The 21,517-nt window shown below is 59.0% G+C and carries 21 protein-coding genes and 1 other annotated feature; of the genes, 9 read left to right on the forward strand and 12 right to left on the reverse strand.

The genetic code is table 11. The features are described 5' to 3' along the window. Positions 1-105: 105 nt before the first annotated feature. Together ACXPUX_RS06365 and ftsH are read right to left on the reverse strand one after the other, a co-directional pair. Positions 106-714 (reverse strand): transcriptional regulator, IclR family protein, encoded by a 609-nt coding sequence (locus ACXPUX_RS06365; protein WP_458830864.1) that lies wholly within the window; start codon positions 712-714, stop codon positions 106-108. A gap of 129 nt (positions 715-843) precedes the next feature. Next, positions 844-2,694, reverse strand: coding sequence for an ATP-dependent zinc metalloprotease FtsH (gene ftsH / locus ACXPUX_RS06370; RefSeq protein ID WP_458830866.1), 1,851 nt, complete (start codon positions 2,692-2,694; stop codon positions 844-846). A 319-nt stretch (positions 2,695-3,013) separates the two neighbouring features. Further along, positions 3,014-3,280: a binding site (T-box leader), on the forward strand. A 218-nt stretch (positions 3,281-3,498) separates the two neighbouring features. Between ftsH and ACXPUX_RS06375 the strand changes: the two genes are divergently transcribed. Genes ACXPUX_RS06375 through leuB form a run of 4 tightly spaced genes read left to right on the forward strand, consistent with a single transcriptional unit; the run spans position 3,499 to position 8,051 of the window. Then, positions 3,499-5,151, forward strand: a complete 1,653-nt coding sequence (locus ACXPUX_RS06375; RefSeq protein ID WP_458830868.1) for a 2-isopropylmalate synthase — start codon at positions 3,499-3,501, stop codon at positions 5,149-5,151. Positions 5,152-5,167: 16 nt separating this feature from the next. Further along, positions 5,168-6,427 (forward strand): 3-isopropylmalate dehydratase large subunit, encoded by a 1,260-nt coding sequence (gene leuC, locus ACXPUX_RS06380; RefSeq protein ID WP_458830870.1) that lies wholly within the window; start codon positions 5,168-5,170, stop codon positions 6,425-6,427. An 18-nt stretch (positions 6,428-6,445) separates the two neighbouring features. Continuing rightward, complete coding sequence (leuD, locus tag ACXPUX_RS06385; protein ID WP_015536899.1) at positions 6,446-6,928, forward strand: 3-isopropylmalate dehydratase small subunit; 483 nt, start codon at positions 6,446-6,448, stop codon at positions 6,926-6,928. Between the two features lie 49 nt (positions 6,929-6,977). Then, complete coding sequence (gene leuB, locus ACXPUX_RS06390; RefSeq protein ID WP_458830872.1) at positions 6,978-8,051, forward strand: 3-isopropylmalate dehydrogenase; 1,074 nt, start codon at positions 6,978-6,980, stop codon at positions 8,049-8,051. 72 nt (positions 8,052-8,123) lie between these two features. On the opposite strand, the gene ACXPUX_RS06395 is transcribed toward leuB, so the two are convergent. The 7 genes from ACXPUX_RS06395 to ACXPUX_RS06425 all read right to left on the reverse strand — a co-directional run bounded on the left by ACXPUX_RS06395 (position 8,124) and on the right by ACXPUX_RS06425 (position 13,446). Further along, positions 8,124-8,888, reverse strand: coding sequence for an amino acid ABC transporter ATP-binding protein (locus ACXPUX_RS06395; protein WP_458830874.1), 765 nt, complete (start codon positions 8,886-8,888; stop codon positions 8,124-8,126). Then, a complete protein-coding gene (locus ACXPUX_RS06400; protein WP_458830876.1) occupies positions 8,878-9,642 on the reverse strand; it encodes an amino acid ABC transporter permease in 765 nt (254 codons plus the stop codon). Before ACXPUX_RS06400 ends, ACXPUX_RS06395 begins: the two co-directional genes overlap by 11 nt. 112 nt (positions 9,643-9,754) lie before the next feature. Beyond that, complete coding sequence (locus tag ACXPUX_RS06405) at positions 9,755-10,591, reverse strand: ABC transporter substrate-binding protein (protein WP_458830878.1); 837 nt, start codon at positions 10,589-10,591, stop codon at positions 9,755-9,757. Between the two features lie 687 nt (positions 10,592-11,278). Continuing rightward, positions 11,279-11,854: a nitroreductase family protein gene (locus tag ACXPUX_RS06410; protein WP_458830880.1), complete on the reverse strand. Its 576-nt coding sequence runs from the start codon at positions 11,852-11,854 to the stop codon at positions 11,279-11,281. A gap of 42 nt (positions 11,855-11,896) precedes the next feature. Then, positions 11,897-12,346 carry a threonine/serine exporter family protein gene (locus ACXPUX_RS06415; protein WP_458831179.1) on the reverse strand — a complete coding sequence of 150 codons (450 nt, stop codon included), beginning with the start codon at positions 12,344-12,346 and terminating at the stop codon, positions 11,897-11,899. Beyond that, complete coding sequence (locus ACXPUX_RS06420) at positions 12,346-13,137, reverse strand: threonine/serine exporter family protein (RefSeq protein WP_458830882.1); 792 nt, start codon at positions 13,135-13,137, stop codon at positions 12,346-12,348. Before ACXPUX_RS06420 ends, ACXPUX_RS06415 begins: the two co-directional genes overlap by 1 nt. 174 nt (positions 13,138-13,311) lie before the next feature. Next, the gene (locus ACXPUX_RS06425) at positions 13,312-13,446 is read right to left on the reverse strand and encodes a hypothetical protein (protein ID WP_458830884.1); all 135 of its coding nucleotides are present in this window, start codon (positions 13,444-13,446) and stop codon (positions 13,312-13,314) included. 668 nt (positions 13,447-14,114) lie between these two features. Between ACXPUX_RS06425 and ACXPUX_RS06430 the strand changes: the two genes are divergently transcribed. From ACXPUX_RS06430 to metA, 5 genes are all read left to right on the forward strand, one after another. Further along, complete coding sequence (locus ACXPUX_RS06430; protein ID WP_458830886.1) at positions 14,115-15,029, forward strand: MetQ/NlpA family ABC transporter substrate-binding protein; 915 nt, start codon at positions 14,115-14,117, stop codon at positions 15,027-15,029. Positions 15,030-15,047: 18 nt separating this feature from the next. Continuing rightward, positions 15,048-16,061, forward strand: a complete 1,014-nt coding sequence (locus ACXPUX_RS06435; protein WP_458830888.1) for a methionine ABC transporter ATP-binding protein — start codon at positions 15,048-15,050, stop codon at positions 16,059-16,061. Further along, a complete protein-coding gene (locus ACXPUX_RS06440; protein ID WP_249240523.1) occupies positions 16,058-16,714 on the forward strand; it encodes a methionine ABC transporter permease in 657 nt (218 codons plus the stop codon). Before ACXPUX_RS06435 ends, ACXPUX_RS06440 begins: the two co-directional genes overlap by 4 nt. Before the next feature lie 92 nt (positions 16,715-16,806). After that, a complete protein-coding gene (locus ACXPUX_RS06445) occupies positions 16,807-18,081 on the forward strand; it encodes an O-acetylhomoserine aminocarboxypropyltransferase/cysteine synthase family protein (RefSeq protein WP_097782493.1) in 1,275 nt (424 codons plus the stop codon). 136 nt (positions 18,082-18,217) lie between these two features. Continuing rightward, complete coding sequence (gene metA, locus ACXPUX_RS06450; protein WP_458830891.1) at positions 18,218-19,153, forward strand: homoserine O-acetyltransferase MetA; 936 nt, start codon at positions 18,218-18,220, stop codon at positions 19,151-19,153. Between the two features lie 38 nt (positions 19,154-19,191). Here the strand turns inward: metA and ACXPUX_RS06455 are convergent, their stop codons facing one another. The 3 genes from ACXPUX_RS06455 to ACXPUX_RS06465 are packed head-to-tail and all read right to left on the reverse strand — an operon-like array spanning position 19,192 to position 21,474. Then, the gene (locus ACXPUX_RS06455) at positions 19,192-19,776 is read right to left on the reverse strand and encodes a flavin reductase family protein (protein WP_458830893.1); all 585 of its coding nucleotides are present in this window, start codon (positions 19,774-19,776) and stop codon (positions 19,192-19,194) included. Beyond that, positions 19,773-20,753 (reverse strand): glycosyltransferase family 2 protein, encoded by a 981-nt coding sequence (locus ACXPUX_RS06460; RefSeq protein WP_458830895.1) that lies wholly within the window; start codon positions 20,751-20,753, stop codon positions 19,773-19,775. Before ACXPUX_RS06460 ends, ACXPUX_RS06455 begins: the two co-directional genes overlap by 4 nt. A 40-nt stretch (positions 20,754-20,793) precedes the next feature. After that, positions 20,794-21,474, reverse strand: a complete 681-nt coding sequence (locus tag ACXPUX_RS06465; RefSeq protein WP_458830897.1) for a Crp/Fnr family transcriptional regulator — start codon at positions 21,472-21,474, stop codon at positions 20,794-20,796. Positions 21,475-21,517: the final 43 nt, after the last annotated feature.

A 21,517-nucleotide genomic window follows, 5' to 3' on the forward strand; every position in this document is an offset into this window, starting at 1 on the left:
AAGACCCCCGGCTGCCCGCCGGGGGGTCTTGTCATCATGAAAAAAAGTGGTTCAGAAACGCCTGTGGGCGTTTCTGAACCACAAATTATACTGCCGTTTTTCCGATTAGCGGCCGATCAGCAGGTCGCGGCGGCAGCGCAGACCCACAGAGAGGGTGGCGCTGCTGCCCAGATGCCGCAGGGTGACGCGGGTGCCGGACTTCTGTCCCTCGCACAGCAGCGAGAGGTTCAGGGTGGTGGTGTTCTTCTCGGTCACCAGCACCAGCGTTTTCACACCGTTGGACTGCAAAGCCTGCATATCCTCGATGGTGGTGCGGAAGGTGGCCACCTCGGCGGGGACGTCCAGCGTCAGCACGCCGTCCTTCTGGCGGGCGGTATACAGCAGCTGTTTGCCCAGCAGACCCTTGACGGTGTAGCGTGCCTCGGTCTTGGCGGTGTCGGCCAGCTCGTCGCCGGAAATCAGCATGATGTTGCCCTGAATGGGGTTGCCCTCCGGGGCACCGTAGCCAGCGTAGCTGGGGTCTTTTTCGCCCACGGCAACATCACCGCTGTGCAGTGCAATGTCGCCCTGCACCATCTGCTCCTGCGGGGGCAGATAGCCCTCCACGCAGGTGGAATCCACCTCGGCGGCAAAAGCGCCCACGCTCAGCATGGCAGCGGCACACACCGCCACAGCAGCACAGCTCAGGGTACGGACAAACTTTTTGTTCAGCATCTTTATAGGAAATACCTCCTGAAAACGGCAGCCGCAGGGACTGCCTTGTTTTTTTGCATCATAATTTTTTTAAACCATGGTTCAGCTGCGGCGGCCGGATTATTGCAAAAGATTCAAAAATTTTTATTTTCAGGGATTTTCTGGTTTGTTTTCAGCATCATCGCGGTTGAGGATATCCATGAACTCCTCACCGGTGATGGTCTCCTTCTGGTACAGGTACTGTGCCAGCTCGTCCAGTTTGGCGCGGTTCTCGGTCAGGATGCGAATGGCCTTTTCGTGCTGGGTCTTGACCAGCTCTACCACCTTCTGATCGATCTCACGCTGGGTCTGGGCACTGCAGGCCAGCGAGGTATCGCCGCCCAGATACTGGTTGTTCACGGTTTCCAGCGCCACCATGTCAAATTCATCGCTCATGCCGTAGCGGGTCAGCATGGCACGGGCAAGCTTGGTGGCCTGCTCGATATCATTGGACGCGCCGGTGGTGATGGAGTTGAAGGCCACCTCCTCGGCGGCGCGGCCGCCGGTCAGGGTGGCAATCTTATTTTCCAGCTCGGCCTTGTTCATCAGGTAGTGGTTGCCCTCATCCACCTGCATGGTGTAGCCCAGTGCACCGGAGGTGCGGGGGATGATGGTGATCTTCTGCACAGGAGCAGAGTTGGACTGCTTGGCCGCCACAAGGGCGTGACCGATCTCGTGGTAGGCTACGATGCACTTTTCGTGGTCGGTCAGGATGGAGTTCTTCTTCTGGTAGCCGGCAATGACCACCTCGATGCTCTCCTCAAGGTCGGCTTGGGTCACGCTCTTGCGGCCTGCCCGCACGGCACGCAGTGCGGCTTCGTTTACAATGTTGGCAAGCTCTGCGCCGGAGGCACCGGAGGCCATGCGTGCCACGGTGTTGAAGTCCACACCCGGGGCGATCTTCACCTTTTTGGCGTGTACCTTCAAAATCTCCTCGCGGCCCTTCAAATCGGGCAGCTCCACGGGCACACGGCGGTCGAACCGGCCGGGACGGGTCAGGGCAGGGTCGAGGGAATCCGGGCGGTTGGTGGCTGCCAGAATGATGACGCCGGTGTTGCCCTCAAAGCCGTCCATCTCGGTAAGCAGCTGGTTCAAAGTCTGCTCGCGCTCGTCGTTGCCGCCAAACTGGCCGCTGTTGCGCTTCTGACCGATGGCGTCGATCTCGTCGATAAACACGATACAGGGTGCTTTCTCCTTGGCCTGTTTGAACAGGTCACGCACCTTGGAGGCACCCATGCCCACGAACATCTCCACGAACTCCGAACCGGAGATGGAGAAGAAGGGAACGTTGGATTCGCCAGCTACGGCCTTGGCCAGCATGGTCTTGCCGGTGCCCGGAGGGCCTACCAGCAGAATGCCCTTGGGCATGGAAGCACCGATCTCCTCGTACTTCTTGGGGTCATGCAGATAATTGACGATCTCCTGCAGGTTCTCCTTGGCCTCGTCCTCACCGGCAACGTCCGCAAAGCGGATGCCGTGGGTGGACTGCACATACACCTTTGCGTTGGATTTGCCCGCGCTGCCGAACATCATAGAACCCGGGCCGCCGCCTGCCTTTTCCATCAGCTTTTTGTTCATCTGGTTGCCGATGAAGCTGAACAGCAGGATGGGCAGCACGAACCACAGCAAAAAGCTGAGCACCGGCGAGCCCTGCTCCACGATCTCGCTGGAGAATTGCGCACCGGCATCGTACAGGCGCTCGGTCAGGCCGGGGTCGTTCATCAGACCGGTTCTGTAGATCTGCTTGTTGTCCTTATCCGTAAAAATGATCTGGTTGGACTGGATATCTACCTTGCCGATGTTCTCCTGCTCGGTCATGCTCATAAAGGTGCCGTAGTCTACCTCCTGCACCTGACGCTCGGCCAGCCACGGCATGACCACAAGGTTGATGACCAGCAGCACCAGCAGCACGATGGCATAGTAGATGGCCAACGGCTTTTTGGATGGCTTGACTTCTTTCATGGGATGTTCCTCCTTCTATATAAAGTGGGCTTCCACCCGGTTGCTGCGTCCAGTATACCACACCTTGCCGCCCGGCAACAGCGCAGCGAGGGCAACTTTGCAAAAACTTAGCAGTTTCTTAACAAAGAGGGCTAAAGCCGCTCAGTTACCATATTATAGGTGCGCAAAGAGCTTGCCGGATGAGGGGGCAGGGGAGCAACGACCTCAATTTTGCATGATTTACCCCATGGTATTGTGAAATGCTTTCATCTTTATCCTGAACGAAACTTCTTGACACTTTCTGGCAGGCGTGCTAAAATTATCTCACTTTCAACAAAGTGCAAATGCGTTGACGGGGATAAAACGATCTTTCTTCTGCGTGCAGAGAGCCGCCGGGTGGTGCAAGGCGGGTGCAGAGAGCTTCGGATACTGGCCCCTGAGCGGCAGAACTGAACGGACAAGTAGGTTCTGACGGACGCCCACCGTTACAGGGGCAGCGATTCGCCGTTTTAGCCGATCGTGCAAAGTGGCTGTACCTGACCGTGCAGCAAGGAGAGTGGTACCACGGGTGCCCTGTAAAAGCAATTTACAGGCTCTCGTCTCTCAAGGTTTTCGCCTTGAAAGACGGGAGCCTTTTTGTATGCGGATACCCCTTCAGGCATCGCTACGCGATGCCAGCTCCCCCAAGGGGGCGCCTTTGGGCAATACCGCAAACTTTACCGCATTCCGGCGGAAAGCCGTCCCCTTGGGGAAGGTGGATGCGAGTGAAACGAGCAGACGGAAGGGGTGCATTTTTATGCACCACAACATCAGGAGGACAACAGGATGATGGACGCTACCAAGTACGCACCGGGGTACTACCCGGTACCCGCCGGTTATGACAGCTGGGTGAAAAAAGACCATATTGAAAAAGCTCCCGCATGGTGCAGCGTAGACCTGCGGGACGGCAATCAGGCACTGATCGTGCCTATGAGCCTTGCAGAAAAGCTGGAGTTCTTCCAGATGCTGGTAAAGATCGGCTTCAAGGAGATCGAGGTGGGCTTCCCCGCCGCCAGCGAGACCGAGTACGAGTTCCTGCGCACCCTGATCGAAAAGGACATGATCCCCGCCGACGTCACCGTGCAGGTGCTGACCCAGTGCCGCGACCACATCATCCGCCGCACCTTCGAGGCGGTCAAGGGCGCACCCCGGGCGGTGATCCACTTCTACAACTCCACCTCCGTGGCGCAGCGAGAGCAGGTGTTCCATAAGTCCAAGGAAGAGATCAAGCAGATCGCCGTGGACGGCGCAAAGCTGGTCAAGCAGCTCAGTGAGGAGTACGAGGGCAACTTCCTGTTTGAGTATAGCCCCGAAAGCTTTACCGGCACCGAGGTGGACTACGCCGTAGAGGTGTGCAACGCCGTGCTGGATATCATGCAGCCCACCCCGGAGCGCCCCATGATCATCAACCTGCCGGTGACTGTGGAGATGAGCATGCCCCATGTGTACGCCAACCAGATCGAGTATTGCGACAAGCACCTGAAGTACCGCGACAGCGTGATCATCTCCACCCACCCCCACAACGACCGCGGCACCGGCGTAGCCTGCGCAGAGCTGGCAGTGCTGGCGGGCGCACAGCGCGTGGAGTGCTGCCTGTTCGGCAACGGCGAGCGCACCGGCAATGTGGACGCCGTAACGCTGGCGATGAATATGTACAGCCACGGCGTAGACCCCAAGCTGGACTTCTCGGATATGCCCGCCATCTGCGCTACCTACGAGCGGGTGACCCGGATGCATATCTACGAGCGCACCCCCTACGCCGGGCAGCTGGTGTTTGCAGCCTTCTCCGGCAGCCATCAGGACGCCATTGCAAAGGGCATGGCTTACCGCAAGCAGACCGGCGAGCACCGCTGGACCTGCCCCTACATCCCGGTGGAACCCCACGACATCGGCCGCACCTACGATGCCGACGTCATCCGCATCAACAGCCAGAGCGGCAAGGGCGGCATCGGCTTTGTGCTGGAGCAGAACTACGGCTACAACCTGCCCCCCAAGATGCGGGAGGCGCTGGGCTACAAGGTCAAGAGCGTGTCCGACCACAGCCACAAGGAGCTGAGCGCCGCCGAGGTGCTGCATATCTTCGAGGACACCTACCTCAACCGTGCAAAGCCGCTGAACGTGGTGGAGACCCACTTTGCACAGGTGAACGGCATCACCGCCACGGTCACGCTGGAGCTGAACGGCCAGCGCAAGGTGGTCACCTCGGTGGGCAACGGCCGTCTGGATGCCGTAGCCAACGCCATCCAGAGCGCCACCGGCATGGACTTCCATCTGGAAAACTACTCTGAGCACAGTCTGGACGAGGGTTCTACCTCCCGCGCAGCCTCCTATGTGGGCCTTGTCTGGGGCGATAACACGGTCACATGGGGTGCCGGTACCGACACCGACATCATCGTGGCCGGTATCCGCGCCCTTGTCAGCGCGATCAATAATCGATAAAAAGGAGAAAACTACCATGGGAATGACCCTGACGCAGAAGATCCTTGCCGCACACGCCGGACTGCCGGAGGTCAAGGCAGGCCAGCTCATCAACGCAAAGTTGGACATTGTGCTGGGCAACGATATCACCACCCCGGTGGCCATCAACGAGTTTGAACGCGCCGGTTTCGACCACGTGTTTGATAAAGATCATATCGCCATCGTTCTGGATCACTTTGTACCCAACAAGGATATCAAGAGCGCTACCCAGTCCAAGCAGTGCCGGGAGTTTGCCAATAAGTACGATATCCTCAATTTCTACGATGTCGGTCAGATGGGCATTGAGCACGCCCTGCTGCCGGAAAAAGGCATCGTCACCGCCGGTGACTGCGTGATCGGCGCGGACAGTCACACCTGCACCTACGGTGCGCTGGGTGCCTTCTCCACCGGCGTAGGCTCTACCGATATGGCCGCAGGCATGGCCACCGGCATGGCATGGTTCAAGGTGCCCTCTGCCATCAAGTTCGTGCTTACCGGCAAATTCAATCCCCGGGTGTCCGGCAAGGACCTGATCCTGCACATCATCGGTATGATCGGTGTGGATGGCGCACTGTATAAATCCATGGAGTTCACCGGCCCGGGTGTGGAAAGCCTTACTATGGACGACCGCCTGTGCATCTGCAATATGGCGATTGAAGCCGGTGCCAAGAACGGCATCTTCCCGGTGGATGAGGTGACCAAGGCTTATCTTGCAGGCCGCAGCCAGCGCCCGCCGGTGTTCTACGAGGCTGACCCCGATGCTATGTACGAAAAGACCATCGAGATCGACCTCGGCGCACTGGAACCCACCGTCAGCTACCCCCATCTGCCCGAGAACACCCATGTTGCCAGCGAGGGCAAGGACATCAAGATCGATCAGGTGGTCATCGGCAGCTGCACCAACGGCCGCTTGGAGGATATGGAAGCCGCCTACAACATCCTCAAGGGCAAGCACATCGCCAAGGGTGTGCGCGGCATCATCATCCCCGCCACCATGGCTGTCTATAAGGAGTGCATCCTGCGTGGCTGGACCACTGCCTTTATTGATGCGGGCTGCATCGTGTCCACCCCCACCTGCGGCCCCTGTCTGGGCGGCTACATGGGTATTCTGGCAGCGGGCGAGCGCTGCGTTTCCACCACCAACCGCAACTTTGTGGGACGCATGGGTCATGTGGACAGCGAGGTCTATCTGGCTTCTCCTGCCACCGCCGCCGCCAGCGCCCTGACCGGCCACATCACCGACCCGCGCACGGTCTGACCCGAAAGGAGCATGAGCATGAACGCAAGAGGTTCTGTTTTCAAATACCCGGATAACGTGGATACCGACGTTATCATCCCGGCACGCCACCTGAACACGCAGGATGCCAAGGAGCTTGCCAGCCACTGCATGGAGGATATCGACAAGGACTTTGTGAACCGGGTGCAGCCCGGCGATATCATGGTGGGCGGCTGGAACTTTGGCTGCGGCTCCTCCCGTGAGCATGCACCCCTGTGCATCAAGACTGCAGGCATCGCGGTGGTCATTGCAAAGAGCTTTGCCCGCATCTTCTACCGCAACAGCATCAACATCGGTCTGCCCATCATGGAGTGCCCGGAGGCTGTGGACGCCATCGAGGCAGGGGACACCGTTCAGGTGGACTTTGACACCGGCGTCATCACCGATGAGACCAACGGCAAGGTGTTCCACGCCGAGCCCTTCCCGCCCTTTATCCAGAACATCATCTCCGCCGGCGGCCTGATGAAGGCCATCCAGAAATAAGCCCGTCTCCATCCGTGAAAATGTGTTTGGAGCATAGAAGGAGTACCTCATGGAAAAAAATATTGCTGTCATCTGGGGCGATTGCTCCAGCCCGGAGATCGTAAAGCAGACCCTCCGGGTGCTGGATAAGGTGGCTGAAAAGTACGGCCATACCTTCCACTACACCGCTGCCACCATGGGCGGCGAGGCCATTGATAAATACGGCGACCCGCTGCCCCAGCACGAGCTGGACAAGTGCCTTGCCGCCGACAGCGTGCTGCTGGGCGCGGTGGGCGGCCCCAAGTGGGAGGGGCTGCCCGGAGAACAGCGGCCGGAAAAGGGTCTGCTGCGGCTGCGCGCCGGGATGGGGCTGTACGCCAATAACCGCCCCGCTAAGATCTGGCCGCAGCTGGCACCTGCCAGCCCCCTGAAACCCGAGATCGTGGCACAGGGCATTGATTTTATCATCGTGCGGGAGCTGATCGGCGGCGTGTACTTCGGCAATCACGAGACCCACACGCTGGAAAACGGCGAAAAGCAGGCTGTGGACACCATGCCCTATGCAGAGCACGAGATCGAGCGCATTGGCCGCATCGGCTTCGAGACAGCCCGCAAGCGCCGCAAAAAGCTGTGTTGCGTGGATAAGGCCAACGTGCTGGATACCAGCCGCCTGTGGCGCACCGTGATGCACCGGCTGCAGGCCGAGTACCCGGACGTGGAGTACAGCGAGATGTTCGTGGACAACTGCGCTATGCAGATCGTGAAGAACCCCGCGCAGTTTGACGTGATCGTCACCGAGAATATGTTCGGCGATATCCTGTCGGACGAGGCTTCCATGATCACCGGTTCCATCGGTATGATCCCGTCCTCCAGCCTTGGCGATGGCACCTGCGGCCTGTACGAGCCCATCCACGGCTCCGCCCCGGACATTGCAGGCAAGGACATCGTAAACCCCACCGCCTGCATCCTGTCTGCCGCCATGATGCTGCGGTACTCCTTTGGCATGGCAGAGGAAGCCGATGCCATTGAGAACGCCGTGAGCCGTGTACTGGACAAGGGTCTGCGCACCGCCGACAACATGAGCGATGGCTGCACCTGCCTTGGCTGCACCGCCATGGGCGATGCCATTCTGGCAGAGCTTTGAGCCGCAGCGCTATTTTTAATGAAACAAGCCCGGAAGGTCTACCGACCTTCCGGGCTTGAATTTTTTATATTATTACAGCATCTTGGAGAGGAAGGCTTTCAGGCGGGGATGCTTGGGGTTGGTGAACAGCTCCTGCGGCGGCTCGTCCTCCTGAATTTTGCCGTCATCGATGAAGATGACCCGGTTGGACACCTCGCGGGCAAAGCCCATTTCGTGGGTGACCACCAGCATGGTGATGCCGGTGTGTGCCAGCTCCTTCATCAGCTCCAGCACCTCGCCTACCATCTCGGGGTCAAGGGCGCTGGTGGGCTCGTCAAACAGGATCACGTCCGGATCCATGGCCAGTGCACGGGCAATGGCGATGCGCTGCTGCTGACCGCCGGACAGGCTCTTGGGGTAGGCGTTGGCCTTGTCGGCCAGACCTACGCGGGCCAGCAGCTCGTCTGCGCGGGCAGAGATGGCTTCCTTGTCCTTCAGCTTCAGCAGGCTGGGTGCCAGCTCAAGGTTCTTTTTCACGGTCAGGTGGGGGAACAGGTTGAAGTGCTGGAACACCATGCCCATCTTCTGACGCACGGCGTCAATGTGTGCTTCGTCCACCTCGACGCCCTCAAACTTGATAGAGCCGGAGGAAGGGGTCTCCAGCCGGTTCAGGCAGCGCAGAAAGGTGGACTTGCCGCAGCCGGAAGGGCCGATCAGGCAAACCACGTCGCCGCGGTAGATGTCAAGGTCGATGCCCTTCAGCACGTCCAGCGTGGGGTCGGCCTTTTTTGCGCCGCGCTTCTTTACGCCGCCGTAGGTCTTGGTCAGGCCGCGTACTTCCAAAATCTTATCGGTCACTTTGTGCCAGCCTCCTCTCAAACTTGCCCAGCAGCCATGTAAACAGCATAACAAGGATCAGGTAGATCAGTGCAACGCCCAGCAGGGGGAACATGGCTTCGTAGGTGCGGTTCATAATGCCCTGTGCGGCATACAGCAGCTCCTTGCCGCCGATGGTGGTGATCAGGGAGGTATCCTTGAGCAGAATGATGAACTCGTTGCCCAGTGCAGGCAGCACCGCACGGATGGCCTGTGGGATGATGATGACCACCATGGTGGTCATGTAGTTCAGGCCGAGGCTGCGCCCGGCCTCCATCTGGCCGGGGTCCACGGCCATCAGGCCGCCGCGGATGATCTCGGATACATACGCGCCGGAGTTGATGCCCAGGGTCAGCGCACCCACCATGGTAAAGTTGCGGCTGTTGGCAAAAATGACCATGCTCATGATCAGCAGCTGCACCATCATGGGCGTGCCGCGGATGATGGTGGTGTACAGCTGACACACCGCGTTAAAAAAGCCCAGCACCGCGTTTTTGTGGCCGGGGCGCTGCTGGTCGTGGGTCACGCGCACCAGCGCCACCACACTGCCCAGCACCACGCCCAGCGCCAGCGCCAGTGCGGTGACCAGCAGGGTAGTGCCCACGCCGCTGATGTACTGCATCCAGCGGTCCTTCAGGATAAAGGCCTGATAAAACTTGAAGAAGAAATCCTGTCCAAAGCTCAGCTTTGTGCCGCTGTTCAGCAGCTCTTTGAGCAGTTCGTATTGCGCAGCCATTCACATCCTCACTTTCTGTTTGTCAATAAATTGTAACCACTTTTTTCTAAAAAAAGAGGTGCCCCGGAGCGGGGCGCCTCCTTGGGTACGGGAATGGTACAGGGCACGCGGCTTAGTTGGCGTTGATGTACTTGTCCACGATGGACTGCAGGGTGCCGTCAGCCTTCAGCTCCTCCAGAGCCTTGTTGACAGCGTCCTCCAGAGCAGAGCCCTTTGCCATGCCGATGGCGTAATCCTCCTCGGCGTAGCTGGTGTCCAGCACCTTCAGACCGGGGTTGGCAGCAACGAACTCCTTGGCGGGAGCGTTGTCGATGACCACAGCGTCCACCTGACCATTGTTCAGTGCCTGCACAGCGGTCAGACCATTGTCGTAAGCGACCACATTCTCATCGCCGAAATCATCGGAGCAGTAGATATAGCCGGTGGTGCCGCGCTGGGTGCCGATCTTCTTACCGGCCAGATCGTCGGGAGAAGCAATCTCGGAATCGTTGGGCACGATGATGGACTGGATGCCGGTGGCGTAGCTGTCGGAGAAGTCCATCACAGCCTTGCGCTCATCGGTCACGGTAACGCCTGCCATCACGATGTCGGCCTTGCCCTGCTGCACGCTGAGCAGTGCGGCGTCAAAGTCCATGTCGTCGATCTGCAGCTCCAGACCCAGCTTCTCAGCAATAGCCTTGGCGGTGTCCACGTCGATGCCCTCGAACTCACCGGCATCGGTGGTCATCTCGTACGGAGGGAAGGCGGCGTTGGTAGCCATGGTCAGCTTGCCGGCCTCCACGGTGGTCAGCTCAGCAGCAGCGGCAGAAGAAACAGCCTCGGAGGAAGCGGCAGAGCTTGCCACAGAAGAAGCAGCAGAGCTTGCAGAACCGCCGCAGGCGGTCAGAGCCAGAGCAGCAACGGAAACGGCAGCGGCAGCCATGAAGCTGCGGCGAGAGATCTTTTTCATATTCAAACACTCCTCAATCTATGCAATATAGTTTGCTTTGCCCCGATGGGATGCGATTCATCGCGCTTTCGGGGAACGCACTTAGTATAGTTTGTACAAAACGAAAAGTCAATACTTGTGCATAATAATCCGTGAAATTGAAACGATTTTGCAAACATTTATGCAATAGCGGAGAAAATATGTGAATATATGCAGTATAAATCCCTCAGCCCTTGCTGTCCTGCGCCCTCTCAGTCACCTGCGGTGACAGCTCTCCCAAAGGGAGAGCCAAGAGCACTGCCGAAAACCTCCTCATTATACCTAATCCTTTAGTGTCGAGGTCAACGGCGTGCGCCCTCTCCGTCTGCTCACTACGTTCGCATCCACCTCTCCCAAAGGGAGAGGCAAGAGCACTGCCGAGAACTTCCTCATTGCACCTAATACTTTAGCAACAAGCCTTAGACCTTGGCTCTCCCTTTGGGAGAGCTGGCGCGGGAGCGCCTGAGAGGGCGCGCCTTAACTCCCTCAGTCAAAGCCTGACGGCTTTGCCAGCTCCCTCGGGGAGGGAGCCTCTGGCGCACCCGGACACTTTGCACTTGAGCCGGTAACTTTGCCGCGATGCCAAAGGCCCCATCTCAGAGGGGGCTGGCATCGCGTAGCGATGACTGGGGGAGTTCAGCCTGAGAGGGCGAACTTGCACTGCGGCGCTTACAGGCTTCTTGCGAGCTCCTCCGCGCTGCGCTTGGGCACGCAGTAGTCGCGGTTTTCGTCCAGATAGTACTTTACGCCGGTCTGCTCGGTCATGGGGACGATGCCGGCTTTGTGGGTGGGGTAGCCAAAGGCCACCATAAACGCCAGCTTCTGCGGCTCCTCGATGCCAAGCAGCGCGGTCAGGGCGGGCTTATTGATCGCGCCCATGATGCAGCTGCCCACGCCCTTGTCCCATGCGGCAAGGGTCATGTTGGCCAGCGCAATGCCGGTGTCGGTGGCAAGGTCGCCGGGAATGGCGGTATCCTGCACCACCGCTGCATAAAAGGTGGGCAGCTCGTCCGCCTTGGGTGTGCCCTGCTCCGGCGGCAGGTAGCCAGCCCACTTGACCAGCGGCTGCACCTTGGCGACCATCTCCGGGCTTTGCACCAGCACCAGACGCACCGCCTGCCGGTTTGCCCCGCAGGAGGACAGCCGCACAGCCTGTACGATATCGTCTACCACGTCCTGCGGCACGGCCTTTTGCGCAAACCGGCGGTAGGTGCGGCGGGTAGTCAGAAGTTCCATTGCATTCATAGAGATCACTCCTTATTTATAAATAGATTGGAAAACAACAGGTTATTTCCGCTTTTTCGGCAGCGGCACGCACAGCACCAGACTGATGCCGATGGCCAGCGCCACGGCAATTTTAAAGGTGCTGATGCCCTTGGCAAGGGCAAGGGCGTTTTCATTCTGGATGAAATAGTAGGCGGTGTAGTAGATGCCCGCGCCCGGCACAAGCGGGAAAATGCCGGTCAGCAAAAACACCGTGACCGGCGTTTTTTGGGTAATGGCAAACACGCGGGTAAGGATGGTAAGCGGAATGACCGACAGCAGGGAGGCCGTGGCGGCGTCTGCGCCCAGCAGGGTCAGCAGTTCGTACCACAGCCAGCCCACAGCGCCCACCAGTGCGCAGTAGGGCAGGCAGCGGCGGGGGCACGCAAACAGGATGGCAAAGCTCAGCGTGCCCAGCCCGGCCAGAAAAAACTGTGCCGTCAGCTCGCTGAGCTGTGCAGCAGTAAGGGACATCATACCACGACCACCCCCGTAAGTATCGTGTACAGCCGCAGCACAAGGCCGGCGCCTATGGCAATGCTGGCGGCAATGAGCAAGGCATCGATCATGCGGATGGTGCCGGAAAGGTAGTCGCCCTGCACAAAGTCCCGGATGCCCATGGTAAAGGCGATGCCCGGGGTCAGGATCATCAACGCGCCGATGATAGCGTGGCTGGCAGAGGTGCGCAGCAGATTGCACAGCAGGATGCACACCAGTGTGATCAGTGCGGCGGTGCTGATCTTCTGAAAGCCGCCGGGCACCTCATGCCGCCCGCACCACAGCAGATACCAGCTGGCCACCAGCCCCGCCCCGGCAGCTGCCAGCGCACTGCGCAGGTTGCCGCCGAACATCATGGCAAAGCAGAACGCCCCGCACAGCCCGGACAGCAGCTGCACATGATCTTTGGGGAAGGGCAGCTGCCGCGCCAGCACCAGACGGCTCTCGGCTTCGTCCAAGGGCATTCCAGTCTGAGCGATCTGGCGGGAAAGCTCGTTCACCGCCGCCACCCGTCCCAGATGGGTGGTGCGCACCGGCACATTGCGTACCTCGCTGATCTCGGCAGTGCCGGCGCTGGCAAAAATGCCGTTGGTCAGCACATAGACGTGGAACTCCCGCAAATGGAAGCTGCGCGCCATGATCTCCATGGTCTGCTCCACCCGGAACACCTCCGCGCCGTTTTCCAACAGGGTCTGCCCTGCGGCCATGATAAAATCCATGATGCGGCGGCGCAGCTCTTCATCGGGAAAAGAGTCTCTGCTGTTCATTGCCTGCTCTCCTTGCAAAAAAGAATGGTGTAATATATTGTAAGCCGAAGCATTTTTCTTGACAATGCGTGAAAACCGGGCTATACTATACATAGAGAAGGCGCTGCCCGCAATGGTCAGCATCCTTACCCGTATGTCAAAAAGATTGACCGTTCAGGTTGGTAGCTGGGGCGGTCAATCTTTTTTGCTTTTGTTCTCCTGTTTCTGATAAAAAGTCGTTACCTCAAAGGTCAGCCGGATGACCTCCACGATCAGCGTCAGCAGACCGAGGATGAACATCAGCAGCGCGAGCAGTTGTGTCAGATCCATAGAGTTTCCCTCCCTTCTGAGGTCTTTGGGGAGGGGGGATTGCAAAAAAGTTTCCTTCCCGCAGACCTCGTTTCATTTTGATCAGATGAAACAGTGTACGGGTAAGGGATGCATGACCACCTGTTCATGCAGGCAGCACCTTCGCCGCCGTAAGGCGGCAAATCAAGTATACCATGCTTTGCGTTGTTTCGCAACAAAAAAGCGTTTTCTATATCCCTACCCAAAAACTTCGTTGAAGGTGTTGACAAATGCCGCCAATGGGTTTATTATAGTGTCAATATCACAAAAATGGCTGTGAAGAGAAGAGTAGGCCTTCGCATTGATCCTTACCAGAGAGCCCGGGCGGTGGAAAAGGGCAGGAAACAGGAAGCTGAAAATGGTCTCGGAGCCGTGCGGACGAGGCGCAGGAGTGCTAAGCCCGCAACGGGATGCGCCCGTTACAGCGTCCGGCTGTAAGCAGCACACGCTGCCGCAGCATCGAGGCTGTATCCGTAAGGTTACAGTGAACCAAGGTGGTACCACGGAAGTATGTTCATGCCTCCGTCCTTGCAGAGCCTAAGGCTCGTAAGGACGGAGGCATTTTTTCATGCGTCCGTTCAAGGCCGCGCGCGGAAAGGTGCCGTGCGAGCTGCACTACATTATAAAACAAATAGAGAGGGAACAAAACTATGATTACTCGTCGCGATTTTCTGAAAGTTACCGGTGTGGCAGCCGCAGCCGCTGCCCTGACTGCCTGCGGTGGTTCTTCTTCCACTGCTTCTTCCGCTGCTGCATCCGGCAGCGTGGCATCCTCTGCTGCAGCTAAGCTGGATAAGATCAAGGTGGCTGTGCCCAACGATACCACCAACGAGGCTCGTGCCCTGACCCTGCTGGAGAAGAACGGCTTCTTCAAGCTGAAGGCAGATGCCGGCCTGACCGCCACCAAGAACGACATTGAGGAGAACCCCCTGAACGTCACCGTGGACGAGGTGGAGGCCGCTCAGGTGCCCAACGTCCTGCAGGACGAGGACTACGCCGTCATCAACTCCAACTACGCCATCTCTGCCGGTCTGGACCCCATGACCGATGCACTGGCCATGGAGGACGGCTCTTCTGCTTACGTCAACATTCTGGTCTGCAAGGATGGCAATCAGGAGGAGCCCAAGATCAAGGCTCTGGCCGCTGCCCTGCAGAGCCAGAAGGTGAAGGACTTCATGGACGAGACCTACAAGGGCGCTGTGGTGTCCGTTGTGGAGAACCCCACCGACGGCTATGATTCCACCGTGGACTACGATGCCCTGAACGGTCAGACCGTCAGCTGCGCCGCTACTCCCGCCCCCCACTGCGAGGTGCTGGAGATCTGCAAGGAGATCCTTGCCGCCAAGGGCATCACGCTGGATATCCAGGAGTACGACGACTATGTGATCCCCAACCAGATCGTTGAGGACGGTCAGGTAGACACCAACTACTTCCAGCATCAGCCGTATCTGGACAACTTCAACGCCGAAAAGGGTACCCATCTGGTATCTGTTGCCGGTATTCACGTCGAGCCCATGGGCATCTACGGCGGCAAGCAGGACAGTCTGGCACCCATCGAGGGATAATCTAAAGGAGCAATTTCTGTGATCGAACTCAAGTACCTTTCCAAGACCTTCCAGATGAAGGATGGCGCGGTGAAAGCGCTGCAGAACATCAACCTCACCATTCCCGATGGCTCCATCTATGGTATCATCGGTATGTCCGGTGCGGGCAAATCCACGCTGGTGCGCTGCATCAACCTGCTGGAGCGCCCCACCGGCGGCAGTGTGGTGATCGACGGCGTGGCGATGGAGACGTTATCTCCCGCCTCGTTGCGCAAGCGCCGCCGGGAAATCACCATGATCTTCCAGCAGTTCAACCTGCTCATGCAGCGCACCTGCCTGAAGAACATCTGCTTCCCTATGGAGCTGGCAGGCGTAAAGAAGGCCGAGGCCGAAAAGCGTGCCATGGAGCTGCTGGAGATGGTGGGTCTGCCGGATAAGGCCAACGCCTACCCGGCACAGCTGTCCGGCGGTCAGAAGCAGCGCATCGCCATTGCCCGTGCACTGGCAACCAACCCCAAGGTGCTGCTGTGCGACGAGGCCACCAGTGCGCTGGACCCCAACACCACCCACTCCATCCTGACTCTGATCAAGGATATCAACCGCAAGCTGGGCATCACCGTGGTGGTCATTACCCACCAGATGAGCGTGGTGGAGGAGATCTGCGACAGCGTGGCCATTCTGGACGGCGGTGTGGTCGTGGAACAGGGCTCGGTACAGGAAATTTTTGCAAACCCCAAAACGGCGGCTGCCAAGCGTCTGGTTGCCCCCAACGGCGGCAGCGCAGCGCGGGATCTTTCCTGCTTTGCGCCGGATGACCATGTGGTGCGCGTTACCTTTAACGGTTCCTCCACCGCAAAGCCGCTGGTGGCAAGCCTTGCCGCCGAAAAAGGCATTCTGGTGTCGGTGCTCAGCGCCGATACCCGCGATCTGAGCGGCCAGTGCTACGGCTCCATGCTGCTCAAGCTGCCCGCAGAGCTTGCGGTCGCACAGCAGGCTATGGAGTATATGCGCAGCCAGTCCGGCGTAACGGTAGAGGAGGTGACCGGTATATGAATATCGCAGATTACGGTTTTGCCATCTGGGAGACCTTTTATGTAACGGTGCTCTCCACCGCCTTTGCGCTGGTGCTGGGTCTGCCGCTGGGTGTGCTGCTGGTAGCCGGTGACAAGGACGGCATCCTGCCCCTGCCCGGCTGGCTGATGCACCTGATCAATATCGTCATCAACATCCTGCGCAGCGTGCCCTTCCTGATTTTGATGATCTGTGTGTTCCCGCTTACCCGCGCCATCGTGGGCACTACGGTGGGCACCAAGGCTACCATCGTTCCGCTGGTGGTCGCCGCCTTCCCCTTTGTGGCACGTCTGGTGGAGACCAGCCTGCGGGAGCTGGACGAGGGCGTGGTGGAAGCTGCCCAGAGCATGGGTGCTACCCCTTTCCAGATCATCACCAAGGTCATGATCCCGGAGTGCCTGCCCGGCCTGATCTCCAGCATGACCACCGCACTGACCACTATTCTGGGCTACTCCGCCATGTCCGGCGTCATCGGCGGCGGCGGTCTGGGCAAGATCGCCCTTTCCTACGGCTATTACCGCTACCAGACCAACATCATGATCGTCTGTGTGGTGCTGCTGGTGCTGATGGTGCAGGCGTTCCAGTCTGTGGGCACTTTGTGGGCAACCAAGAGCGATAAGCGCCTGCGGAAATAAGAAGCTTTGTTTTTTCGATTCCCCGCCGGAGGCAGCCCCTCCTGCGGGGAATCGTCCTTCCCGACCAAAAAACCAGCAAAGGAGTATGTTGTATGAACCGTGATACCATCTGTGTGCAGGGCGGCTACACCCCCGGCAACGGCGAACCCCGTCAGATCCCCATCATCCAGTCCACCACCTTCAAGTATGCTACCAGCGAGGACATGGGCAAGCTGTTCGATCTGGAGGCAGACGGCTATTTCTATTCCCGCCTGCAGAACCCCACCTGTGACATGGTAGCCAAAAAGATCTGCGAGCTGGAAGGCGGCACTGCCGCTATGCTTACCTCCAGCGGACAGGCCGCAAACTTCTTTGCCCTGTTCAATATCTGCGAGGCAGGGGACCACATCGTGGCCTCCAGCACCATCTACGGCGGCACCTTCAACCTCATCTCGGTCACCATGGCAAAGATGGGCATCACTGCCACCTTCGTAGACCCTCTGTGTACCGAGGAGGAGCTGAACGCCGCCTTCCGGCCCAACACCAAGGTAGTGTTCGGCGAGACCATCGCAAACCCCGCCCTGACCGTGCTGGATATTGAAAAGTTTGCCAAGGCCGCTCACGCCCACGGTGTGCCGCTGATGGTGGACAACACCTTCCCCACGCCGGTCAACTGCCGCCCCTTTGAGTGGGGCGCGGACATCGTGACCCACTCCACCACCAAGTACATGGACGGTCACGGCGCAGTGCTGGGCGGTGCCATCGTGGACGGCGGTAAGTTTGACTGGATGGCGCACGCCGAGAAGTTCCCGGGTCTGTGCACCCCGGACGACAGCTACCACGGCATCACCTACGCCGAGCGTTTCGGCAAGGAGGGAGCTTTCATCACCAAGGCTACTGCGCAGCTCATGCGGGACTTCGGCTCCATGCAGTCTCCCATGAACGCTTATATGCTGAACCTTGGTCTGGAAAGCCTGCACGTTCGGATGCAGCGCCACTGCGCCAACGGCATGGCGGTGGCACAGTTTTTGGAGAACCACCCCAAGGTGGCCTATGTGAACTACTGCGGGCTGGAAAGCAGCCCTTACCACGCACTGGCGCAGAAGTACCTGCCAAACGGCAGCTGCGGCGTCGTGAGCTTTGGTCTGGCAGGTGGACGTCAGGCCGCCAGCACCTTTATGAAGGAGCTGAAGCTTGCCGCCATCGAGACCCATGTGGCGGATGCCCGCACCTGCTGCCTGAACCCCGCTTCCAGCACCCATCGCCAGATGAACGACGAGCAGCTGGCTGCCGCCGGTGTGCCCGCTGAGCTGGTGCGCATGAGCTGCGGTCTGGAGTCTGCCGAGGATCTCATCGCCGATATCGCGCAGGCACTGGATAAGGTATGATCCTCTCCCGTGAAAATACCTTTGTCGCGGCCAATAGGCCGCGACAAAGGTGAAATCAAAAATAATGATTCCTCTGAAGATGGCAAAGCGAACGCGGAGCCATTTTTGAATCGTCTAGCAAAGGAGCAACCATCCTATGCCGCTGATCATCCCCAAGACCTTACCCGCCTTTGATGCCCTATATGAGGAAAACGTCTTTGTCATGCACCGGGAGCGGGCGCTGGCGCAGCATATCCGTCCGCTGGAAATTCTGATCCTGAACCTGATGCCCACCAAGATCGCCACCGAGACCCAAATTGCCCGGCTGCTGGCAAACACTCCGCTGCAGGTGCACATGACCCTGCTGCAGACTGCCAGCCACTCTGCCACCCATGTGTCGGCTGCCCACCTTGAGGCCTTTTACAAGACCTTTGACGAGGTGAAGAACAACCGCTACGACGGCATGATCATCACCGGCGCGCCGGTGGAGACCATGGATTTTGAGCAGGTGGACTACTGGAATGAGCTGTGCGAGATCATGGACTTCAGCGAAACGAACGTCTATTCCACCCTCCATGTCTGCTGGGGCGCACAGGCCGGGCTGTACTACCACTACGGCGTGCGCAAGCAGCTGCTGCCGGAAAAGATGTTCGGCGTGTTCGAGCACCGGGTCACCCGTCCGGCAAACCCGCTGGTGCGCGGCTTTGATGAGGTGTTCTACGCCCCCCACAGCCGCCATACCGGCATCTGCCGGGAGGATGTGGACAACTGCACCGCCCTGCGCATTCTGGCCGAGAGCGACGCCGCCGGGCCCTTCCTGATGAGCACCGAGAACGGGCGGCAGATCTTTGTCACCGGTCACCCGGAGTACGATAAATATACGCTGGATGCCGAGTATAAGCGGGATGTAGCCAAGGGGCTGCCCATCCATGTGCCCGCCAACTACTACCCGGATGACGACCCCGCAAAGCAGCCGCTGTTCCGCTGGCGCGCCCACGCCCACCTGCTGTATGAAAACTGGCTGAACTATTACGTCTACCAGAACACCCCCTACGACTTGGGAGAGATCCAGCGGGTAAAACACGAGAAGTAAATAACAAAAAGGCGATGCCGCAGGGCATCGCCTTTTTGTTATTTCTTACGCTTTGCGGGCTTTTTCTTGCGCACGCTGTAACCAAAAGTGCCCAGCTTTTTGCCGAGCGCCAAGTACTCCCCGTGGCTGTACACGATGAGGTTTGCCTTATCCAGACAAAGCTTGCCTTTTTCGTCCAGCAGGCTCTCGTCCACATCGCAGGCCACCACCTCGGCTAAAAACAGGTCGTGGCTGCCCAGCGGGATGCGCTGGGTGATGCGGCACTCCAGGTTGACCGGGCTTTCCTCCAGCACCGGGCAGTCGGTCAGCACGCTGCCGGGGGCGGCGTGCAGGCCGCAGGCGGCAAACTTGTCCATGTCGCGCCCGCTCTTCACGCCGCACCAGTCGATGGCGCGCACCAGCTTTTCGGTGGGCAGATTGATAGCGAACTGCCCGCTCTCGCACAGCAGCTGATGGCTGTACCGCTCCGGGCGCACGCTGATGGATACCATGCTGGGCTGGGTGCAGATGGTGCCTGTCCAGCCGATGGTGATAAGGTTGGGTTTGTCCAGCCCGCCGCAGGATACCAGTACCGGCGGTTCCGGGTTCAGAAGGGTGCTGCCCTTCCAGCTTTGCTTGCTCATCCGTGATATTTCCTTTCGTAGGGAGCCCATGTGCGCTCCGAGATGATATAGCGCGGGCGGGCTTTCGTTTCCATATAGATCTTGCCGATATACTCGCCGATCACACCCAGACACACCAGCTGCACACCGCCCATAAAGCAGACGATGCAGACGGTGGAAGCCCAGCCAGCCACACTGCTGCCCATGGCGGCGCATACGATGGCCCAGATGACCCCGATAAAGCTGACAAGGCTTACCGCGATACCCGCCCCGGTAATGATGCGGATGGGCTTGTTGGAAAGGCTGGTAATGCCGTCAAAAGCCAGCGCCAGCATCTTGCTCAGGGGGTAGTGGCTCTCACCGGCCAGACGCTCGTGGCGCTCGTAGGTGACCACATCGTGGGCAAAGCCCACCAGCGGCACCATGCCCCGCAAAAAGATGTTGACCTCCTTGTAATCCGCAAAGCTTTCCAGCACGCGGGTGCTGATCAGGCGGTAGTCTGCGTGGTTGAACACGATATCCGCGCCCAAAGCGTTCATCACATGATAAAAGCCCTCGGCGGTAAACCGCTTGAAGAAGGTGTCGGTGTCCCGGCGGCTGCGCACGCCGTACACCACCTCGGCACCTGCCAGATACTTTTTCACCATCTCATCCATGGCGTTGATATCATCCTGACCATCGCAGTCGATGGAGATGGTAATGTCGCAGCTGTCGCTGTGCAGTGCCTCCATCAGCCCCGCCAGCACGGCGTTCTGGTGGCCGCGGTTGCGGCTTTGGGAAATGCCGATATAGTGCTCGTCCTGTGCGGCAAAGCCTTGGATCAGCTCCCACGTTTTGTCGCGGGAGCCATCGTTGACAAAGAGCACCCGGCTTTTATCGCTGACCAGCCCCTGTGCGGTCAGACTGTGGATCTTTTCCAGAAACATGGGTGCTGTAATGGGCAGCACCTGCTCCTCGTTGTAGCAGGGGATCACGATCCAAAGAACAGGCTTGGACATTGCTTGATTGCTCCTTAAATATAAGATAGTTGGCAAAAGGCTACTGCACCATCTGCTGCAAGGCGTCCGGCGCCAGCAGTTTGAAACTGCTGCGGTAGGTGTCGATGAGCCCTTCCTTCTGCATGGTGCTCAGCTCCCGGGAAAGGGCGCTGCGGTCGCAGTTGAGGTAATCCGACAGCTGGATGCGGGAGAAGGGGATGCTGAAGGTCAGGCTGTGGGCGCGGGCAGCCTCGCTGAGCAGATACGCCGCTACCTTGGCGCGCAGGCTCTTCATCACCAGCAGGTCGATGCGGCGGGAGAGGGAAAAATATTTATCGCTGATGGTGCGCACAAGGTTCTGCACCACCCGCTGGTGGGCGGGGCTGCCGTCCGAGAGCAGCAGCCGCTCGTAGGGCAGCAGCAGCACCTCGCAGGGGGCAGCAGCCAGCACGGTGACCGGGCTGGACAGGCTGGAGCCTCCCAGCACGTCCCCGAACACACCGCCCGGCTCTACCCGGGCAATGGGGATGCGTGCCCCGCCCGGTGCCGGACGGTAGGCATCCAGCTCGCCGGACAGCACAATGCCTACCCGGCGGCTGGGCTCCCCCGCCAGCACAAGGGCTTCGCCCTTGCCGTAGCTGCGCACGCTTGCCCCAAGCCGGGACAGCAGCGTGCTGAGCTCCGCAGCGGAAAGACCCGTGAACAGCGTGGTGGTTTGTAACAGCGGCAGATAATTATTCATCGCAACTCCGCAGAGAAAATAGCGTTCTCCGCAGCCTCCTGCA

The organism is Faecalibacterium sp. PGM34 (assembly GCF_054456555.1).

Excerpts from the sequence above, each read along its gene's own strand:
- ACXPUX_RS06365 (WP_458830864.1), bottom strand. The coding sequence starts at position 714 with ATGCTGAACAAAAAGTTTGTCCGTACCCTGAGCTGTGCTGCTGTGGCG.
- ftsH (WP_458830866.1), bottom strand. The coding sequence starts at position 2,694 with ATGAAAGAAGTCAAGCCATCCAAAAAGCCGTTGGCCATCTACTATGCC.
- ACXPUX_RS06375 (WP_458830868.1), top strand. The coding sequence starts at position 3,499 with ATGATGGACGCTACCAAGTACGCACCGGGGTACTACCCGGTACCCGCC.
- leuC (WP_458830870.1), top strand. The coding sequence starts at position 5,168 with ATGGGAATGACCCTGACGCAGAAGATCCTTGCCGCACACGCCGGACTG.
- leuD (WP_015536899.1), top strand. The coding sequence starts at position 6,446 with ATGAACGCAAGAGGTTCTGTTTTCAAATACCCGGATAACGTGGATACC.
- leuB (WP_458830872.1), top strand. The coding sequence starts at position 6,978 with ATGGAAAAAAATATTGCTGTCATCTGGGGCGATTGCTCCAGCCCGGAG.
- ACXPUX_RS06400 (WP_458830876.1), bottom strand. The coding sequence starts at position 9,642 with ATGGCTGCGCAATACGAACTGCTCAAAGAGCTGCTGAACAGCGGCACA.
- ACXPUX_RS06405 (WP_458830878.1), bottom strand. The coding sequence starts at position 10,591 with ATGAAAAAGATCTCTCGCCGCAGCTTCATGGCTGCCGCTGCCGTTTCC.
- ACXPUX_RS06410 (WP_458830880.1), bottom strand. The coding sequence starts at position 11,854 with ATGAATGCAATGGAACTTCTGACTACCCGCCGCACCTACCGCCGGTTT.
- ACXPUX_RS06415 (WP_458831179.1), bottom strand. The coding sequence starts at position 12,346 with ATGTCCCTTACTGCTGCACAGCTCAGCGAGCTGACGGCACAGTTTTTT.
- ACXPUX_RS06420 (WP_458830882.1), bottom strand. The coding sequence starts at position 13,137 with ATGAACAGCAGAGACTCTTTTCCCGATGAAGAGCTGCGCCGCCGCATC.
- ACXPUX_RS06425 (WP_458830884.1), bottom strand. The coding sequence starts at position 13,446 with ATGGATCTGACACAACTGCTCGCGCTGCTGATGTTCATCCTCGGTCTG.
- ACXPUX_RS06430 (WP_458830886.1), top strand. The coding sequence starts at position 14,115 with ATGATTACTCGTCGCGATTTTCTGAAAGTTACCGGTGTGGCAGCCGCA.
- ACXPUX_RS06440 (WP_249240523.1), top strand. The coding sequence starts at position 16,058 with ATGAATATCGCAGATTACGGTTTTGCCATCTGGGAGACCTTTTATGTA.
- ACXPUX_RS06445 (WP_097782493.1), top strand. The coding sequence starts at position 16,807 with ATGAACCGTGATACCATCTGTGTGCAGGGCGGCTACACCCCCGGCAAC.
- metA (WP_458830891.1), top strand. The coding sequence starts at position 18,218 with ATGCCGCTGATCATCCCCAAGACCTTACCCGCCTTTGATGCCCTATAT.
- ACXPUX_RS06455 (WP_458830893.1), bottom strand. The coding sequence starts at position 19,776 with ATGAGCAAGCAAAGCTGGAAGGGCAGCACCCTTCTGAACCCGGAACCG.
- ACXPUX_RS06460 (WP_458830895.1), bottom strand. The coding sequence starts at position 20,753 with ATGTCCAAGCCTGTTCTTTGGATCGTGATCCCCTGCTACAACGAGGAG.
- ACXPUX_RS06465 (WP_458830897.1), bottom strand. The coding sequence starts at position 21,474 with ATGAATAATTATCTGCCGCTGTTACAAACCACCACGCTGTTCACGGGT.